16 protein-coding genes are annotated in these 18,865 nt (G+C 51.5%); 15 read left to right on the forward strand and 1 reads right to left on the reverse strand.

The genetic code is table 11. The features are described 5' to 3' along the window. The first annotated feature begins 118 nt into the window (after positions 1–118). Positions 119–1,192 carry a PAC2 family protein gene (locus EZJ44_RS02245; protein WP_131279717.1) on the forward strand — a complete coding sequence of 358 codons (1,074 nt, stop codon included), beginning with the start codon at positions 119–121 and terminating at the stop codon, positions 1,190–1,192. Here EZJ44_RS02245 and EZJ44_RS02250 read toward each other — a convergent pair. Continuing rightward, entirely contained in the window at positions 1,172–2,020 is an 849-nt protein-coding gene (locus tag EZJ44_RS02250; protein WP_131279719.1) for a spermidine synthase, read from the reverse strand. The two genes, EZJ44_RS02245 and EZJ44_RS02250, sit on opposite strands and share 21 nt — an antisense overlap. A gap of 99 nt (positions 2,021–2,119) precedes the next feature. Between EZJ44_RS02250 and dinB the strand changes: the two genes are divergently transcribed. The 14 genes from dinB to EZJ44_RS02320 all read left to right on the forward strand — a co-directional run bounded on the left by dinB (position 2,120) and on the right by EZJ44_RS02320 (position 18,740). Then, entirely contained in the window at positions 2,120–3,358 is a 1,239-nt protein-coding gene (dinB, locus tag EZJ44_RS02255) for a DNA polymerase IV (RefSeq protein WP_338324610.1), read from the forward strand. Positions 3,359–3,434: 76 nt separating this feature from the next. Next, on the forward strand, positions 3,435–3,830 hold the full coding sequence (locus EZJ44_RS02260) for a DUF3040 domain-containing protein (protein WP_131279721.1): 396 nt from the start codon (positions 3,435–3,437) through the stop codon (positions 3,828–3,830). A gap of 325 nt (positions 3,831–4,155) precedes the next feature. Continuing rightward, a complete protein-coding gene (mraZ, locus tag EZJ44_RS02265; protein ID WP_131280296.1) occupies positions 4,156–4,587 on the forward strand; it encodes a division/cell wall cluster transcriptional repressor MraZ in 432 nt (143 codons plus the stop codon). Between the two features lie 131 nt (positions 4,588–4,718). Continuing rightward, positions 4,719–5,780, forward strand: coding sequence for a 16S rRNA (cytosine(1402)-N(4))-methyltransferase RsmH (gene rsmH, locus EZJ44_RS02270; protein ID WP_376988863.1), 1,062 nt, complete (start codon positions 4,719–4,721; stop codon positions 5,778–5,780). Continuing rightward, positions 5,777–6,172: a cell division protein FtsL gene (ftsL, locus tag EZJ44_RS02275; protein WP_131279723.1), complete on the forward strand. Its 396-nt coding sequence runs from the start codon at positions 5,777–5,779 to the stop codon at positions 6,170–6,172. The genes rsmH and ftsL overlap by 4 nt, the downstream gene beginning before the upstream one ends. A gap of 8 nt (positions 6,173–6,180) precedes the next feature. Continuing rightward, complete coding sequence (locus EZJ44_RS02280) at positions 6,181–8,073, forward strand: peptidoglycan D,D-transpeptidase FtsI family protein (RefSeq protein ID WP_241658556.1); 1,893 nt, start codon at positions 6,181–6,183, stop codon at positions 8,071–8,073. After that, positions 8,073–9,740: a UDP-N-acetylmuramoyl-L-alanyl-D-glutamate--2,6-diaminopimelate ligase gene (locus tag EZJ44_RS02285; RefSeq protein ID WP_131279726.1), complete on the forward strand. Its 1,668-nt coding sequence runs from the start codon at positions 8,073–8,075 to the stop codon at positions 9,738–9,740. Before EZJ44_RS02280 ends, EZJ44_RS02285 begins: the two co-directional genes overlap by 1 nt. 3 nt (positions 9,741–9,743) lie before the next feature. Next, positions 9,744–11,177, forward strand: coding sequence for a UDP-N-acetylmuramoyl-tripeptide--D-alanyl-D-alanine ligase (locus EZJ44_RS02290; RefSeq protein WP_131279728.1), 1,434 nt, complete (start codon positions 9,744–9,746; stop codon positions 11,175–11,177). Then, the gene (gene mraY, locus EZJ44_RS02295) at positions 11,178–12,263 is read left to right on the forward strand and encodes a phospho-N-acetylmuramoyl-pentapeptide-transferase (protein ID WP_131279730.1); all 1,086 of its coding nucleotides are present in this window, start codon (positions 11,178–11,180) and stop codon (positions 12,261–12,263) included. Continuing rightward, complete coding sequence (murD, locus tag EZJ44_RS02300; RefSeq protein WP_241658557.1) at positions 12,245–13,759, forward strand: UDP-N-acetylmuramoyl-L-alanine--D-glutamate ligase; 1,515 nt, start codon at positions 12,245–12,247, stop codon at positions 13,757–13,759. The genes mraY and murD overlap by 19 nt, the downstream gene beginning before the upstream one ends. After that, positions 13,756–15,057, forward strand: a complete 1,302-nt coding sequence (locus tag EZJ44_RS02305) for an FtsW/RodA/SpoVE family cell cycle protein (RefSeq protein ID WP_131279734.1) — start codon at positions 13,756–13,758, stop codon at positions 15,055–15,057. The genes murD and EZJ44_RS02305 overlap by 4 nt, the downstream gene beginning before the upstream one ends. Then, the gene (gene murG / locus EZJ44_RS02310; protein WP_131279736.1) at positions 15,050–16,174 is read left to right on the forward strand and encodes an undecaprenyldiphospho-muramoylpentapeptide beta-N-acetylglucosaminyltransferase; all 1,125 of its coding nucleotides are present in this window, start codon (positions 15,050–15,052) and stop codon (positions 16,172–16,174) included. The genes EZJ44_RS02305 and murG overlap by 8 nt, the downstream gene beginning before the upstream one ends. Then, positions 16,171–17,538 carry a UDP-N-acetylmuramate--L-alanine ligase gene (gene murC, locus EZJ44_RS02315; protein ID WP_131279738.1) on the forward strand — a complete coding sequence of 456 codons (1,368 nt, stop codon included), beginning with the start codon at positions 16,171–16,173 and terminating at the stop codon, positions 17,536–17,538. Before murG ends, murC begins: the two co-directional genes overlap by 4 nt. Continuing rightward, a complete protein-coding gene (locus tag EZJ44_RS02320) occupies positions 17,535–18,740 on the forward strand; it encodes a cell division protein FtsQ/DivIB (protein WP_131279740.1) in 1,206 nt (401 codons plus the stop codon). The genes murC and EZJ44_RS02320 overlap by 4 nt, the downstream gene beginning before the upstream one ends. Positions 18,741–18,865: the final 125 nt, after the last annotated feature.

Below are 18,865 nucleotides of genomic sequence, written 5' to 3' on the forward strand. Positions count from 1 at the left end.
TTTAATATGGTGTAGGTGAAATAAAGATAAACTTGCGATGGTTGGCTATGCTTTATTGGTATCGTGCTATTGGTGCGGTGTTTCGTTTGTGATTCTGAATGGGGGCGTGAGGAAGTAGATGTCGGATCTTATTGACTACAAGCAGACTCTTTCCAATCTTTCCACTCAGCGCGTGCCCTATTTGGTTATGAACTTGATTGACCCACTTGTTGATGCTGGAGATATTTCACAAGCTATCGATGCTACGATTGCTGACCTTGACGCAGTGAATATCGCTACCTTCAATTCTGATCTGCTCTACGATTATCGAGCTCAGCGCCCAATCGTGAGCTACCTTGATGGGAAACTCAATGAGCTTGCATATCCGCAGATGCGATTAAATCTGGTCACGGATATTGCTGGAAAGAATTTCCTCTACTTGTGCGGCCAAGAACCCGATTTTAGGTGGCAAACGCTCACCCAAGATATTCTCGATATCGTCAAGAAATATGGCGTCGAACAAGTCATTACCTATGCTTCGATGCCAGCTACGGTTCCGCATACCCGTCCAGCTGATATGCTCATTCGGACGACGAAGCCGGCGCAGGATGCGAAATATGTGCAGGGGCGAGCCGAACATTTCAGTGCGCTCGCGGATTTCTTCGAGTACTTCGCAGGAAAATCCGATATTAGTGTTACTAATCTGCGGGTGCGCGTTCCGTTCTACCTAGCACGTGGTCTGCATCCTTTCGTGCAGGGAGCTCTCGCTGCTGTGAAAATGACGGCAACTCTAGGCGGACCGAAATTGCCCCTTGGAGATCTTGAGCAGCTTGAGGACCAACAAAAGGAAGAAATCGCGAGTATCCAAGTTGAAGGTGCGGAATTTGAAGAGCTTTTGCAAAAGCTTGAGCTCGAATACGATGCAACTTCTGGCGAGGCAGGTTTCGTCAAGACCGATGAAGCATTACCAGAGATCCCCAGCTCTGAAGAGATTGGAAAAGCGGCCGAAGAATTTTTGGCTACTCAGAGTGCGCACTTGCGCCGAGCTGCGGGTGCGGGTCGTGATCGCGGTCCATCAAAGTCGAAGTCTGGTTCGAGCTCAGAGCAAGGTGTGGATCAAACCGGAAAGTCCTGGTGGGCATGGCGGCGCTGGGGACGCAATAATTCTCAAGGTAACACTCAAAGTGAGGGCTCACCGGACGATCGGGGATGACGTCGACGTCCAGCCTATCTCTGTATCGGAAAGTGCTTTGACGCTCTGTGCGCCACGTTCAAGGCTTGCTTTTGAGATCACCGAGGTTGGTAACGGTAGCCTGCGCACTTGGCGCGAGATTTCCTCAACGTCAATCTCTTGATTGCTTGCCACCAAGATGATGTTGCCAAATCTGCGATTTTTGAGTATTGCAGGATCAGAAATTGCGCACAGGTACGTGAAGCTCTCCTCAAGCGCACGGATTTCTTCGAAAAGCTGGGATAAACCCGCGCGCCCGGCAATATTCAAGCAGTACACGCCGTCGTCGCTGAGAAGCGAACGCGCCTTGCGGTGCGCTTCCACAGTGCGGAGTTGATCAGGAACCAGACCACAACGGAAGGCATCGCGGATGATGACGTCCCACTTGCCTTGATTGGTGTCGAGTGTGACTCGAGCATCTTGGCTTCTAATACGCAAGCCCGGAGAGCGGGGAAGATCGAACCAGTCTCGCGCAAATGTTGCGAGCTGTGGGTCGATTTCTATGGCGAGCTGACGCGATTGGGGTCGGTCAGCATCCAAAGCTCGGGCGAGCGCACAACCACCAGCACCAAGATGAAGAACTTTGAGTGGCTGCGCAGGTGCAAATCGAGAATTGATAGCAACTCGGATGTGCTCCATATACTCAAATTCGAGATAATGTGGATCGGAGAGTTTGATAGCAGAGGACTCAACGCCGTCTATCCACAGTGTAATGAGATCTGGCGTGCTGGGATGCGCTCGAAGCTCGAGTAGTGACATTTCGGTTTGAACTGATTGCGGAAAAACTAGTTTTTGGTGCTTAGGCGGCATAACAAAATTCTAGCCGACGTTCTGGGTACACTAAATATATATGAGGTTATGTAGGCGTAGTTGCTTTACTGAGCTCAGGATTTTGCCATAGGGGAGGTGATGATGTCTCGGGCACCACGAAATGCTTCGTTACGCCGCGATTGGGGCGACGACGATTCCCAAACGCCAATTTTGCATGTTGATATGGATGCATTTTTCGTGGCTGTGGAGTTACTTGATAAGCCGCAGCTGCGTGGTAAGCCGATTGCAGTGGGCGGTCGTGACCGAGGAGTTATTTCTGCTGCTTCCTATGAGGCGCGGCAGTTTGGCGTTAATTCTGCAATGCCGGTAGCGATGGCAAAGCGACGGTGTCCGGAGCTGATTATTCTTCCAGTAAATATGGAGCATTACCGGCGCGTATCTGCTGATATTATGCGGATTTTGAATGATATAACTCCACACGTTGAACAAATTTCGGTTGATGAAGCCTTCCTCGATGTACGTGGCGCACGAAGGCTTTTTGGTAGTCCGCGAGAGATAGGCGAATTAATTAGGCGGCGGATACACGGCGAAGTTGGTGTTGCTGCCTCAGTTGGAATCGCCTCTACCAAGCATCTGGCGAAGATCGCTTCCGCGCATGCCAAACCTGATGGTTTGCTCTTGATTCCGCACCATCGCTCCCTTGAGTTTTTACATTCATTACCAGTGGGAGCACTATGGGGAGTAGGCGAGAAAACGCGGGCAAAACTGGAGAGTCGCGGCGTTGAGAAAGTGATCGACGTCGTTCGCTTGGGCGAAAAGCGTATGGTCAACATGCTGGGGCAGGCAGCGGGAACACGTCTATATGCGCTCGCAATGAATAAGGACGCGCGCGAAGTGTCCGGTGAATCGGTAGATAAATCCATTAGCAAAGAACAGACCTTTTTTGAACAGTTGCACGATCAACATGAGGTTTTGCGCGTTATGCTTGAGCAATCCTATTCGGTGGCGCGCCGGCTACGCGCTCACCACCTGTTGGCACGCACGATTTCAATCAAAGTGCGTTCAGGGGATTTTGTTACGCTCAATCGCTCCCACAAGTTGGGCACTGCCACCGACGTTGGCGCTGAGATTTTTGATATCGCGAAGATGCTTTTCACAAAGTTGGATATGCCGGTATCCGGAGTGCGATTGGTTGGCGTGCGCGCTGAGCAATTCGTTCTGGCTAACGAGGGGATTCAGATTGCGTTGGACGACGACGGTAGGCGTGCGCAAGCCGAGGATGCAATGGACGCTGTACACGAAAAGTATGGCGACGCCGTGCTCGTTCCGGCTTCGTTGATCGATAATTTGCGCAGAAAAAACACAGAATCTTCGTGAGTTTTTGCATGACTACCCTTCGCGGGTTCATTCCGATAGGCTATGAGACAGGACGATCAACTGCTAGGAGAGTATAATGGCGCTTTCTGATTATGAACGGCGAATGTTGGAGGAGCTGGAAAATCAGCTCAGTGGGGACGACCCAAAATTCGCACAAACTTTGGCATCAGATGAGGGTAGTGTAAAGCGGCTGTCTGTTTCGCCAAAGAATTTGGTTGGCGGCTTGATTATTGCTGTACTCGGTCTATGTGTTGTTCTGCTCGGTGTGTCGATGGAGAACGTTGCTATCGGTGTTTTGGGTGTGGCGGTTGTATTTGGTGGGCTGTGGTATCTGTCGAACGGCTTCGCACAAAAGCAAGTGAGGGTTTCCTCCACTTCGCTCCACGGTTCAGATTCAAAACGCAGTGCTGCTAATTTCATGGAGAAACAAGCACAAGAATGGCTGCGCAGGCGCAATGGGGATCAACAGTAGATTTCTTATGTTATAGCAGCTCAATAGTGTTATTTTGAGTTGAGGCGACGCTAAGCGTCGCCTCAACTTTTTGTATCCAGAATGGATTCTTGGGGCGTTTGGCGCAACTTCTGCATATATATCGAGAAGTTGCACCAAACGCCCCAAATTTTTCCCGCTGTGGTGAAATATTGCTCGCTCCGGTGAGCTCAATCTCGAAAATTCCCTCCACCATATTTTTCGTTGATATCTCGAGAAAAAACTTTCACGAAATATCGAAATTGACTTGAATGTGGTTCGAAATGGAGTAAAGTGGAGTCGTGAACCTATAGAAGGGAGGTGCATGGTGTTTCTCGGTACGTACGAACCGCGTTTGGACGACAAGGGACGCCTGATCCTCCCTGCTAAATTTCGTGACCAGCTCGCTGGGGGTCTCGTCATAACCCGCGGTCAGGAACACTGTCTCTACGTGTTCCCGATGGCAAATTTTGAAGAGCACCTCGAAAAACTCCAGCAAGCACCGATCACCTCGAAAGAAGCACGAACCTATACACGCGTATTTCTTTCGGGCGCGAATGATCAGATTCCAGACAAACAGGGGCGTATTAATATCCCCGTCAATCTGCGTGAATATGCCAGCTTGAATCGCGAGCTTGCAGTGATTGGCTCTGGTAGCCACGTAGAAATTTGGGATCTTGAAGCGTGGAACTCCTATTTGGAGGGAAGCGAATCTGAATTCGCAGATCGGGAAGACGAACTAATTCCCGGAGTGTTCTGAGGTCACTCGGCTTCCTACCGCAGTCTTGAGGTAATTCCCCAACTTCAAGCCGGCGGTGGGGAACCAAGTGAACTCAGCTCACACTAAATAAATATTGCTCGAACAGGATAAGGAAAGGAGTCGGAGTGAATATGCCTGCGTCGCTGCCAAATTCATCATGCGAAATGGCATCTCATACACGCGAATTGCGTGCAGACGATAATGCGCTTCATCTTCCGGTTCTTTTGCGTACCTGTTTAGATCTAATGGCGCCTGCTATCAGAAATGATGGCAGCGTTGTTATTGACTGCACGCTGGGAATGGGTGGCCATACTGAAGGCATCCTTTCAGAGTTTCCGCACGTTACAGTAGTGGGAATAGATCGTGATCCCCAAGCAATTGAGCTTGCTTCTCAGCGTTTGCAAAGATTTGGCGAGCGCTTTCACGCTGTTCACACCACGTACGACGACGTCGACCGAGTTGCTGCCAAGTACGGGCAGGGCGGGAAAGTCGATGCGATTCTCATGGATCTTGGAGTGTCCTCCCTGCAACTTGATGCAGTTGAACGAGGGTTTTCCTACGCACACGAAGCTCCGCTCGATATGCGTATGAACCCGAGCCAAGGCATGAGCGCGAAAGAGCTACTCAATTCCGCAGATTCGAAAGAAATCGCGCGGATTTTGCGCGTCTATGGCGAAGAAAAATTCGCTGCCAAGATTGCGCAAGAGATCGTTCGGCGTCGAGAAATTGAAGCCTTGGAAACCACAACTCAACTGGTAGACATCGTGCGCGACTCGTTGCCAGCAGCTGCGAAACGCACCGGTGGAAATCCGGCAAAGCGTACCTTCCAAGCGATCCGTATTGCCGTGAACTCAGAGCTTTCAGTGCTCGAAGCGGCCGTTCCGCGGGCTATCGAATCCTTACGGGTTGGGGGTCGCCTTGTGGTGGAGTCCTATCAATCACTTGAAGATCGTATTGTCAAGGATGCCTTTAAGCAGGGGCTACAAGCCACAACGCCTCCAGGTCTACCGATGGAACTCGAAGACCACAAACCCTATCTCAAAGCTGTGGTGCGTGGGGCGTTGAAAGCGGACGACGACGAACTCGCTCGCAATTCGCGCGCTGCATCAGTTCGGCTCCGGGCTGTTGAGCGACTGCGAGCCACACCAAGTCATGTATTTAACAAAGAACACTATCGAGGGGACTCCTTATGAGCGCTGCTAACTACGCGGTATCTCGCCGCGCTGTATCGCCACAATCTCGTCCAGTAATCGCAGCTCCTGGGCTTAAAGTAGTCCCTAGTCCGGCTCCGGCGCGCGGAATGTTCACCACCGTTATCGCCTGCCTGCTGATCTTTGTTGCTTCAATCACGCTCGCTTTTTACCTCAACACGCGCATGGTTCAAGGCGCATACGAACTAAAGACGATTAAAGTTGAACTAAGTAAAGTTGAAGCGCGTATGGACACCCTGCAAGGGGATGTGGTTGGGCTTTCTACTCCGGATCGTTTGCGGGAAAACGCAGCGAAGCTGGGGATGGTGCCAGCAACAGACTTACGCCATATAGACGTTGCTTCGGGAGCAATCACGGGTAACAACAAAAAGTAGGGAATGGTATGACGGAACGTGAGAATCTTCGTTCGCGCCTCTCACACTCCGGCGTAAAATCTCGGCAGAGCAATGGCTCTGCGGCAGCTGAACGTGATTCCATGCGCTTTGCGCGCACTACAACGAACCGGCGTTTGCGTGCCATCATCGCCATTATCTTGGCGATGGCAGTTTTGCTTGTGGGGCGTCTTGTTGTATTGCAAGTAATCCAAGCAGATCAGCTATCCTCCCTTGCCCGTGATTTTCGTAGTCGTTCGTACACCCAAGAAGCGCTGCGCGGCGATATCCTCGATTCCAATGGTGACGTACTTGCTACGTCGGTGCCACGGTATAACGTGCGTGTAGATCAAGTCGCGATCAAGGATTACAAGCGTTATAACGAGAACGGCGATGTGATCGGCACTGGAGCCACCGCGGCTGCCGCTGAACTTGCGCCCGTTCTTAAAGAGGACCAAGCTACGCTCGGCGGTCGGCTCTTGGGTGGGGACAAGAAAACCCATTGGGGACTTATCAAATCTGGACTCACACCCGATGAATGGCGCAAAATTAGCGAACTTAATATCCATGGGATATTTCCGGAACGTTATATGCAACGGGTTTACCCAAACGGCAGTGTAGCGGGCTCGGTGCTCGGCTACGTTGGGCAAACCAAAGAAGATCCTCATTCGCAAGGTCGGGCAGGAATTGAACAGTCGCTAAACGACGTGCTTAAAGGCACTGATGGAAAGCTCACCGTTGAAGTGGGTCCCGACGGAACAATCTTCCCACAAGGAGAGATTGTTGATACCCCTGCAAAAGATGGTCGCGACGTCAAGCTAACAATCAATCGTGACCTGCAAAAAGTTGCTCAAGATGCGGTGGATAAATCGGTCTCACGCTTCGGGGCTAAATGGGGCAGCGCCGTCGTCGTAGAAATCGGTACCGGGCGCGTGCTGGCACTGGCGGACAGCGCCAGCCCAAATCCCGGAAAATTGAACGAAACTGATCCAAAGAACTGGGGTTCTCGTGCTGTGAGCAGTATTGTTGAACCAGGTTCGACTGGAAAAATCATCACCTATTCTGCGGCAATCAATGAGGGGAAGATTTCACCGCTGAGCGTGTTTACGGTGCCAGCTGCGTACAAAACCTCTACCGGTGAAGTGATTAACGACGTCGAAAATCACGCCACTGCCCGCATGACCGCTGCGGGAATTATCGCGCTTTCCTACAACACAGGCTTGGTACAGATCGGCCAGCTTGTGGACGATAAGAAGCGCTTTGAGTACATGAAAGCCTTTGGCATTGGCGAAAAGACAGGAATCGAATTGCCGGCCGAAGAGGCAGGACTCTTCGATGACTACACCAAATGGGATAGGCGATCACGCTTCACTACGATGTTCGGTCAGGCGTATGCAGTCACACCTGTTCAGCTTGTGCAAATTGCCGCCATTGTGGGCAGTAAAGGCGTGAAGAATCCAATCCACATCGTTGATGGAACATTTGACGAAAATGGAACTTACCAGCCAACAGTGGTTAAAGAAGCCCAGCGAGTAATTTCTGAACAGACATCAGACACCATCTTGAAAATGATGCAAGGCGTGACGCAAAAGGGATCAACGGGTCAGCTTGCCGCTGTTGCAGGTTATAACGTGGCTGGTAAAACTGGTACTGCCCAGGTCATTAACGGTGCTGGAAAGACCACCGCGCTCGTGGGTACGTTTACTGGTCTCATTCCGGCTGAAAACCCGAAGATTGCGGTGGCTGTGGTAATTTATACAGGTCACGAACCAGGATTCGGTGGCGTTATTGCTGCTCCAGTATTCGCTGATATCGGTGAGTTTGCGATGAGACAGATGAAGGTTCCACCATCAACAGTGCCGTTATACAAGTATCCTTGGTATGAATCCGAGATGGGAAAGTGATGATACGGCCAACGGTAAATCCGCAGCACACACTCACCAGTGTGGTCGATTTTCTGCTCACACATGATGCTCTTGCAGCTCTGATCGTGGGAAATCGCTCGTGTGACCTGCGAAAGTGGCGTGATGAACACGACGATCTAGCTGCGCAATTCGAACGAATTGGCGTTACAGGTGCGGCGATTGGTAGCCGTGAGATAGAAGCTGGCGATATCTTTATCGCAGTGCCTGGCGAGCGGGTTCATGGTGCAAAATTTGCTAGTGCTGCCCAGAGTGCGGGCGCAGTGGCCATTCTTACCGATCGCGCCGGATACGAGATTATTAGTAGCGATCAGCCGCTTGAGGTGCCAGTCCTTATCGCCAACGATATCGCAGGATGCCAAGGCGCCGTGGCCACTTTCGTGTATAACACCCCTTGTGACGGCGTTAGCTCGTTTGGAATCACCGGCACGAACGGCAAAACCACCACCAGCTATATTCTCGATTTCCTCCTCAGCGCGCTTGGGCGCACGGTAGGTCTCGTGGGAACTGTCGTTGTGCGAGTAGGGAACGAAGAAATTCCCGCGATGATGACGACGCCGCAGGCAGTTGAATTGCAGGCGATGCTGGCAAATATGCGTGAGCACGGCATGGATACTTTGGTGATGGAGGTTTCTTCGCATGCTTTGGCGCAAAAACGCACCAAACCAATCTGCTTTGACGTGGCTGGTTTCACGAATTTAACCCAAGATCATCTCGATTTTCACAAGACATTTGACGAGTATTACGCGGCCAAAAAGGAGCTTTTTTCACCTGATAACTCGCGCTTTTGTGTGATTTCGGTAGACGATGATTTTGGGCGTCGGCTCTATGAGGAAACGGTGCAGGCACGCCCTGATTCTTGCCTCGCTTTGGCCGTGAAGTCTGAGCTCGGTAGCGCAACTGGTTGGCAGGTGCGCAATATTGCTACGAATCTAGCTGGATCAACTTTTGATTTGCACTCCCCAGCAGGAGAAAGGATTTCCGTAAATCTCGGCTTGCCGGGCGAATTTAACGTGCAAAACGCGGCTTTAGCCATCGCGATGCTCGTGCAAGCGGGAGTTGGAATCCAAGAAATCTCGCAGGTGTTGGCGATGCATGGGGGACTTTTCCCTGAGGTTCCGGGGCGAATGGAGCTTATTGCCGACGAGCCGCGTGTGATTGTTGATTTTGCGCACAATCCTGATGCTCTTGCAAAAGCGATTGAGGCTTTGCGCCCAACAACCGCGGGAAAACTAGTTGTTCTTACTGGCTCAGCGGGTGACCGAGATCGTGCCAAGCGGCCGTTGATGGGGGAGATCGTTTCGTCGCTTGCCGATTTTACAATCATCACCGACGACGATCCTCATTCAGAAGATCCTGCGCAGATTCGGCAGGAGATCATTGCTGGGATTGGTACAGGCGCTGATTTTGTTGAGATCGCAGATCGCGCAGAAGCGATTTCCACCGCAATCGCTCAAGCTGCGCTTCAAGATACAATTTTTATTGCTGGTCGTGGACATGAACTGTGGCAAGATTGCGACGGTGTGCTGGTTGAGCTCGACGACAGAGCCATCGCGCGTACTGCGCTCGCTAAGCGCAACGTCGTCGTCACCGATAATTCGTCCGAAACTGAAGCTAGCTCCGAGAAGGATTGGGCAAAGGAAAACTGACACATGTTTGATGCTACGTTTGCAAAGGTTGTACACGCCTGTGCCGGTAAGTTGCTCGTAGATGAGCTCGATCCGCAGATTGCCCAAACCGCGATTTCAGCGGTCGTGACCGATAACCGCGCGGTGTCGGGCGGAGAACTATTTGTTGCCATCAAAGGTGAGCGTTCGAATGGAAATGACTATGGCGCAGACGCGCTTGCACGCGGAGCGGTGGCGATTCTTACGGACGATCCACACCAAGCTCTTGCGGCGGCAGTTGCTCCTGAGCGCTTGATTTGTGTGGATGACGTCGTCTGCGCACTGGGAATGCTCGCACGCGAATCTTTGCGAGAATTGCGAAACACCGGCAATAATGCTCTGAAAGTTGTTGGAATCACTGGTTCAGTGGGCAAGACCACCACCAAGGATCTGCTGGCGCAAATATTGGCTTATCGGGGTGCCATTGTGGCCCCGCCTAATTCTTTCAATAACGAAATTGGAGTGCCGCTTACCGTGCTCCGGGCAGACGCCCAAACGGCAACGCTCGTATTGGAAATGGGGGCTGATCATGTGGGGAATATTGAGTACTTGACCTCTATTGCTCCACCTGATGTGTCGGTTGTGCTGGCTGTTGCTCGTGCGCATCTGGGGGAGTTCGGCGGTATCGAGAATGTTGCGCGAGCTAAGTCCGAATTGGTGCAAGGTACGCAAGAAAATGGGCACGTGGTATTGAATGCCGACGACGTTCGCGTAGCAGCGATGCAAGGGTTAAGTGCCGTTCCGGTTACCTTATTTACGGCGCATGAGTCGGCAGCTGAGCTACATCACGTGAGTGCATCGGATATCGTCAATAGTTCAGGGCATGCGCAATTCACGTTGCACATTGGTAGCGAAGAGCGGCGGGTGCGGCTTGCCCTTGCTGGTATGCACCATATTTATAACGCGCTCGCTGCCAGCGCAGTTGCTGACGTACTCGATATTCCCATCAACCATATCGCCGAAGTATTGGAGCGTTCACGAGCCGCGAGCCCGCATCGCATGGATGTGCGTACAGTGGCAGGTGCCACGGTTATCGACGATTCGTACAATGCCAATCCAGATTCGATGCGGGCGGGGTTGCGCGCATTAGCAGATTTAGGTGAAGAAAAACGAAAGATTGCCGTGCTCGGAACGATGCTCGAATTAGGTGGGGAATCTGACGTTGAGCATCAACAAATCGGTATATACCTTGCGGATTTGGGAATTGACGTAGCGATTTGCGTTGGCGAGGGCACTGAACAACTCGCTCAATCGGCACGGTCAGGTGGAGTCAATGTACACCAATTCAGTACTGTTGAATCTGCACAAGAGTTTCTTCGCTCAGAAATGGGCTATGGTGACGTAGTCTTGTTGAAGGGCTCGAATGGTTCGGGGATTTGGAAGATTGCCGATGAACTCGTAAAAGAAGAAGGGGAGTAAATGCTTTCGATTTTGGTCGCGGGTGCGGTAGCGCTTGCTATTTCCCTGTTTTGCACTCCTTTTCTTATCAAAGTGCTTGAGAAGCGTTCCTATGGTCAGTTCATTCGTGAAGATGGCCCCACGACGCACCTGACCAAACGTGGTACTCCTACGATGGGTGGCTTGATCATTATTCTGGCTACGGTGCTGGGATATTTGATCAGTAACTTAGTCACCTCACGTGTTCCCAATGTCTCTGGAGTGCTGCTCGTCTTTCTCATGGTAGGGCTCGGCTTCATCGGCTTTATGGACGATTTCATCAAGGTACGCAAAGAGCGATCCTTGGGTTTGACGCCGATGGCGAAGATCATTGGACAAGGCGCTGTAGGTATTATTTTTTCTGTTCTTGCGCTGCAATTTCGTAATGATCTCAACAGGACGCCAGGTTCAACCCATATTTCGATAGTTCGGGACACCAAACTGGATTTAGCCTTTGGTGGCATCGTGCTTGGAACGATTCTGTTCGTGCTTTGGGCGAATTTTCTGATTACGGCATGGTCTAACGCAGTGAATCTCACCGACGGTCTGGACGGCTTGGCCGCAGGTGCATCTGCCGTGGGATTTGGTGCTTACGTAGTAGTTACGCTGTGGCAGTCGTATCAACCGTGCTTGTCGGTGGTGAATCCTGAACAAGGTTGCTACGACGTTCGTGATCCACGCGATCTAGCGATGATTGCAGCTGCAATTGTGGGAGCCTGCTTGGGCTTCTTGTGGCACAATACCTCACCAGCACGGATCTTCATGGGAGACACCGGTTCACTTGCACTTGGTGGAGCATTCGCGGGAATTTCCATTCTCACTCAGACCGAATTTTTGGCACTCTTCTTGGGCGGTCTCTTCCTCATCATTATTATTTCGGACATTATCCAGATTGGTTTCTTCAAAGCCACTGGTAAACGCGTATTTAGAATGGCACCGCTTCATCACCATTTTGAGCTGAAAGGTTGGAAGGAAGTAACAATCGTCGTGCGCTTCTGGCTCATCCAATTCCTGCTCGCAGCCGTGGGCATCGGTCTATTTTATGCGGAATGGTTATCCCAGCAATGAATTATTCGATCCCTACTCTCAAGGACTTCATCGCTCGGAGAATTGCGATACTTGGATTAGGTATATCTGGTCGCGCTTGCGTTGACGTTCTTGTGTCCAAAACCGAAGCAATTGTTGGGGTTTGGGATTCTCAAACTCAGGCAGTTGAAGCATACCGAGACGACAGCCGAGTTTCCTATGCATATAGCGATACCGATCCAGAACGATTGTTGCATTCGCTCGTAACGTGGCAGCCCGACGTCGTCGTTATTTCGCCTGGCTTCCCAGAAACTGGTTTCGAGTGGGCAACGCTTCGTAAGCACAAGATTCCGGTGTGGTCTGAAATCGAACTGGCGTGGCGTTTGCGTGCCTGTGATGACGACGGCGTATTCGCGCCGTGGTTGTGCGTGACGGGTACCAACGGGAAAACGACGACGGTTTCCATGCTCGCCTCGATTTTGCAGAGCTCTCCATACGCTGGCGTTGCGGTGGGCAATATCGGCACGCCAGCTGTGCAAGAGGTAAGTCGTACTGACGACGCCGCCCCGCGGGCATTTGCGGTTGAACTTTCGTCGTTTCAGCTGGCAGCAACTCATTCGATGGAGCCGACGGCAGCGCTGTGTTTGAATATCGACGACGATCACCTCGAGTGGCATGGGAGTCGGCAAGCCTATTGGCAGGCGAAAGCTTCCATTTATGAGCGCACACAGATCGCCTGTGTCTATCCTGTAGGCGATACAGACGTACAAAGTATGGTTGATGAGGCCGATGTGTGTGAAGGAGCGCGCGCTATTGGCATATCGCTGGGAATTCCTGCTTTGGGTCAGCTTGGCATGGTGGAAGATATAGCAATTGATCGGGCGTTTGGTGATAAATACCGCCGTGAAGCTAGCGAACTTTTTGAGCTTGCTGATGTGAAAGCCTTAGGTGATCAGGGTATTATTCCTGCGCATCTTGTGAAAGACGCTTTGGCTGCTGCAGCTCTTGCTAGGTCCATTGGTATTGAGCCTGCGCAGGTACGAGCAGGTCTTGCGGCTTTTCGGCAGGGTGCTCACCGAATCGAGACTGTGGCGTGCGTCGACGGCGTCGAATGGATAGATGATTCCAAAGCGACGAATGCGCATGCTGCTAGAGCCTCATTGCTGGGGCGCGCAGAAAAATCGGTAGTGTGGATCGTCGGTGGCTTGGCGAAGGGCGCACGCTTCGAACAATTAGTGCGAGATGTTGAGCATGTGCTCGGCGCGGTGATTGTTATTGGCCGTGATCAGGAACCGTGGCGCGAGGCTTTGAAAGCGCTTACCGTGCCTGTTTATTACGTTGATGTGAATGCAGAGAGCCCGATGGACACAGCAGTGGAAGCAGCACAACGGCATATTTGCGAAAACATTAGCAGTGTTGTACTTGCGCCGGCGTGTGCCTCGATGGATCAGTTCGCATCGTATGCGCAGCGAGGTGATGCCTTTGCGGCGGCGGTGCATACTCGTGTTGCTGAATCTAAGGACGGTGTTCAACAGTGAATACGCTCAGGTCTGATGCCGCTGCGGTTCCGACTTTGAAACTGATTGCTGAACCGATTGATCCGCAGGTGGACGAGCACCGCGAATTGACCGAGAATGAGCGAAAGCGGCGCGATGCAGTGCAGAAATCTGTGATAACTGTGATTGTAACGTCGCTAATTTTGCTCGTGATTGGCATTCTCATGGTGTTTTCAGCAACATCGGCATCGTCGATTCGGGCAATTGATCGTTATGGCAACGATATTGTGCTCTTTTCGGTAGCTATCAAGCAGGTAATTTGGGCTGTAGCTGGCGTTGGGGGAGCTGTTTTGCTTGCATTCCTTCCGTATCGGTTCATTGAGCGCTTGTGCCATGTGATATTTGCTGGTGCGTGCGTATTGCAGCTTGCGGTGATTTTTTTCGGAAAAGAAGTGGCTGGTAACACCAACTGGCTGCGAATTGGTGGATTCCAGTTGCAGCCATCGGAATTTTTGAAGCTGGCAGTGATTGTGTGGCTGGCTCATATGGTTGGTCGCCTGCGTGTTCCACAGATGGAAGACTTACACGCGCTGGCGTGGCCCGCCGGAGGAATCGGCATTGCTACTGGTTTGGTGCTTTTGCCAGGCGATATGGGCACATCAATTATTTACGTACTGATCGGATTAGGCATACTGTGGCTGGGCGGTTTGCCGGTGAAATATCTTGGCATGGTGTTCGGAGCTGGTGTCATTGGCGCAGCGGGATTGATTGCGATACAGCCTTCGCGCCTCAGCCGAGTTTCGGATTACTTTAATAATTTGTTTTCTATGCCCGATATTTCTAACCCAACTCAGGTTGAGTTTGCGCAGTTCGCTTTTGGCACTGGGGGCTGGTCTGGTTTAGGAATTGGCGCTGGCAAAGAAAAATGGCGTGATCTGAAAGAAGCACATACCGACTTCATTTTCGCTGTTATTGGTGAAGAGCTCGGCTTGTTCGGATCTATCATTATTGTGGTGCTTTTCTTGATGCTGGCTTGGGCATTTTTGCGATTGATCGTCAACCATCCATTTAGATACGGACAACTTGTATGCGCAGGAGCCGGTTTGTGGATCTGTGGTCAGGCACTTCTTAATATGTGTGTGGTTACTGGCTTGCTGCCGGTATTCGGCGTTCCTTTGCCGTTCTTGTCACAGGGTGGCTCGGCATTGATGGCGACTTTGTTTATGATTGGTGTAGTAATTTCGTGCGCGTTGGGTGTGCCTGGCGTAAAAGAGAGTTTGCGGGTACGCCCTGTATTGGTGCATCGTGCGCGCGCTGTGTTGAGGAGGAAAGATGCGTGATCGTCAAATATCGGTGGTACTGGCCGGTGGAGGAACTGCTGGACACGTCAATCCTTTGCTCTCAACAGCCGATGCGCTCAAAGAAATCAATCCACAGGTAGAAATCACAGTAGTTGGGACCGATCAAGGACTCGAAGCAGAACTTGTTCCGGCCGCTGGATATCGGCTCGCCACCATTGATCGGGTGCCGTTTCCACGTCGTCTCAATAAAAATGCGATCACTTTCTTGCCGCGTTTTAGAAAATCTATCGAGGTAGCTAAGCAGATTCTTCGCCAAGCGAATGCCAATGTTGTTGTTGGTTTTGGAGGTTATGTTTCTACGCCAGTGTATCTGGCGGCGAAAGCGCTCAGTATTCCAGTGATTGTGCATGAAGGCAATGCCCGTCCCGGTATGGCCAATAAGCTCGGTGCGCGTTTTGCTTCTCTTGTTGCGCTCACTTTTGCCTCCACTGATTTGAAAGCGCGCAAGGGCTACACGCAAACGATAGGATTGCCTATGCGCGCAAGCATTTCAAATCTGGCGAACGATGAAAAATTGCGCCAAGATTTGCGATCTCAGATGCTCGCTTCTTACGGTTTCGATGCAAATAAGCCGGTGATTGTAGTAACTGGTGGTTCTTTGGGCGCTGTGCACCTCAACGATGTTATTACCCAGTGCGCTCACGACATTATCGACGCCGGTATCCAAGTTCTCCATATCACTGGCAAAGGAAAAGACGACGACGTGCGCGAACGTACGCAGGAATTGCGTAGTCGCGGCTACCAAGTGATTGATTACTTGCTCGGAATGGAAAAGGCTTACGCCCTTGCTGATTTGGTGATCACTCGCGCTGGCGCTGGAATGGTTGCCGAAGTGTCTGGTTTGGGGATTCCGGCGATTTTTGTGCCTCTGCCGATCGGAAACGGTGAACAGGCACTCAATGCCACAGATGTTGTTAATGCCGGTGGTGCGCTGATGGTGCCGGATAGTGATTTCACCCCGCAGTGGTTGTGTACGAACGTGTTGCCATTGTTCAAAGAAGACCGCTTGAACGAGATGGCGAAAAACGCCCGCGCAGCGTCTGCGCTTGATGGTGCACACGTATTGGCGCAGAAAACACTGGAGATTGCCTCGTGAAATTTCATCTTATTGGAATCGGCGGTGCCGGCATGTCTGTGGTTGCAGATTTGCTTATGGCACAAGGCCATGAAGTGCATGGATCAGACCGTGAGGACTCGCAAAACGTGCAACGGTTACGGCAAGCGGGCGCCGTCGTCGCCGTGGGACACGCAGCGAAAAATGTTGATGCCGATGCTATCGTGGTGACCTCTTCTGCTATCAAGCCTGAAAATCCCGAATTGACTATCGCGCGCGAACGAGGGCAGCACATTATGCATCGTTCGCAAGCACTGGCGCTGGCCGCGCAAAACAAGGAGTTTATTGCGGTTGCTGGTGCCCACGGGAAAACATCTACCACTGGAATGCTGGCAGTCGCCTTGGGGGAGCTGGGACTTGATCCTTCCCGTGCCATAGGCGGTTCCTTGGCCGGTGGTGCATCCGGTGGTTATTTGGGCAGCGGCAATATTATCGTTGCTGAGGCTGATGAATCGGATCAATCGTTCTTGAACTATGAACCACGCATCGCTCTCGTGCTCAATGTTGAGGCCGATCACCTTGATCACTATGGTTCACTGGAAAAATTCGAGCAGGCATTTGTTGATTTCGCAGCTCGTATCGTGCCAGGTGGATTGCTGATTTGCTGTACCGATAATGACGGATCGCGCAAACTAGCGCAGTCAGCTGTGCAGGCGGGAGTGCGCGTATGGACTTACGGTCGAACTGAGTGCAATATTGGCGAGCAACATGCTAAGCTTTGCGAGGATAAGAGCGATTCGACGGCAACATCTAGCGCCAAGATTATTTTTGGTGGCGTTAGCTACGATGTCGATATGTCGGTGCCCGGCGATCACATGATGCTCAATGCGGTGGGTGCTTGGCTGGTTGGAATTGAGCTGGGTATTTCTGGCACCGACATGGCACGAGCGCTGCAGGCTTTCCAAGGAACTGGTAGACGTTTCGAACGGCGCGGTGAGTGTGGCGGCGTCGTCGTTATTGACGACTATGCGCACCACCCAACCGAGGTTGAAGTGACCTTGCGGACCGCGCGTTCGTTGTTCACTGGCAACGTGCGTGTGCTTTTTCAGCCGCATTTGTATTCGCGTACGAAGAATTTCGCGCAGCGTTTCGCCCAGGCGCTATCGCTTGCCGACGACGTCGTCGTCACCAGTGTATACGCAGCGCGCGAGGTGCCGTCCGACGGTGTTGAGGGTGATGCAATCACGGCATTTATGCCACAATCGCGCTATGTCGCCGACCGTTGGCAAGCCGCGCGCGAGATCGCACGCTATGCTCAACCTAGCGACGTCATTCTGACCGTTGGCGCAGGTGACGTTACAGAATTGGCCGATGTGATCGTGGAGGAACTGGAGAAGAATTCATGAGAGCACCTCGCCAGCCTCGTAAACCGCGTAGTATTACGCCGGCTGATAACGCGCAAATAAAGCCAGAAAAATTCTCGAATCGAGAATTAGAAGACTCACAGGGGAAGCCAACAACAGCTGATTTTGTTGAAACTGCTGCCTATGCGCATAGTGCTCCTGCCGCTGAAACCGCTCCCATTGCTGCGTATGAGCACCAAGATTTTATTGACGACGATCAGTGGACAAGCGGTGACGATAGCTCGCCAAGTAGCAATGCCGGTTCTCGTCAAGGCGGCTTGGCAGCCAAACTCTCGCGGGTGAAAGGGCGTTTTGCCAATAGGTCAAACGGTGACGATAGGGAAGCCGAACTCGAACAACATTCGGAGTACCAAGAATGGCGAAGGAAGCTAGCTGCCGCTATGCCCACCAAGCCAGTAGCTGAAAAAGCAGGTAACTCAGAGGGTACGAAAACTAAAAAGAAAAACGCTTCGGTGCTGTCGTTAACTGATCGTCTCACTGAGCAGCGCCACGAAGTGCGTAAGGCGCGTATAAAAAGGCTCGCTGGTGTGCTCGCACTTGCGGGGGTCTTTGCGTTCATGACCTGGCTATTGCTGTTTTCTCCACTATTGCGTATTAGTGAATCGAATACCACGGTGAGCTATGACGGACCGAGTAATGCAACGAGTGAAGCACAGGTTAATGCGGTGCTCAAGCAATACGAAGGCGACCAATTATTACGTATAGATCGAAGCGCTCTGGAAAGTGATCTTGAGGCTATCCCTGAAGTCGCATCGGCAACTGTAAGTGCTTCACCTTTTTCTGGGCTCTCGGTGGAGATAAAGCCGCAATATCCCGTAGTGTGCATCTATAAAAATAATGTTTGCGCTCCATTCTCAGCCAAAGGGGACGAATTGAAACTCCCTGCGGAGATGACCCAACACCTGCCGGTATTGGAAACAATTCCAGATGGAATTGACGCCAAACGTGCTTTGAAAGACATCAATCAGCTGTTCGGATATCTCAATACTGATTTGACTGCGCAGGTTGCAAAACTAAAAGTTTCTTCTGGATACCAATTAGCTTTTACGTTCAAGGACGGGCGTGAAGTGTTCTGGGGAATTTCGAAAGACGGCGATGCGAAAGCTCGCGTTTTGCGTTCGATTTTGGCTGAGCCAAAGTCGAAGATTGACGTTTCTGTGCCGAGTGCTGCGGTGGCAAAATAGGGGATTTGTGAAACCGTGAGGGCAATTGCGCAACACGCCTGTTATGTCGTTGCTTAATTGATTCATTGACATTATTTTTTCCGCGAGGTTGAAGTCGTAAAACTTCAAGTAATACTTGAGGTTTC

Origin of the sequence: Arcanobacterium bovis (assembly GCF_004331995.1) — a bacterium.
Taxonomy (GTDB): Bacteria; Actinomycetota; Actinomycetes; order Actinomycetales; family Actinomycetaceae; genus Arcanobacterium_A; species Arcanobacterium_A bovis.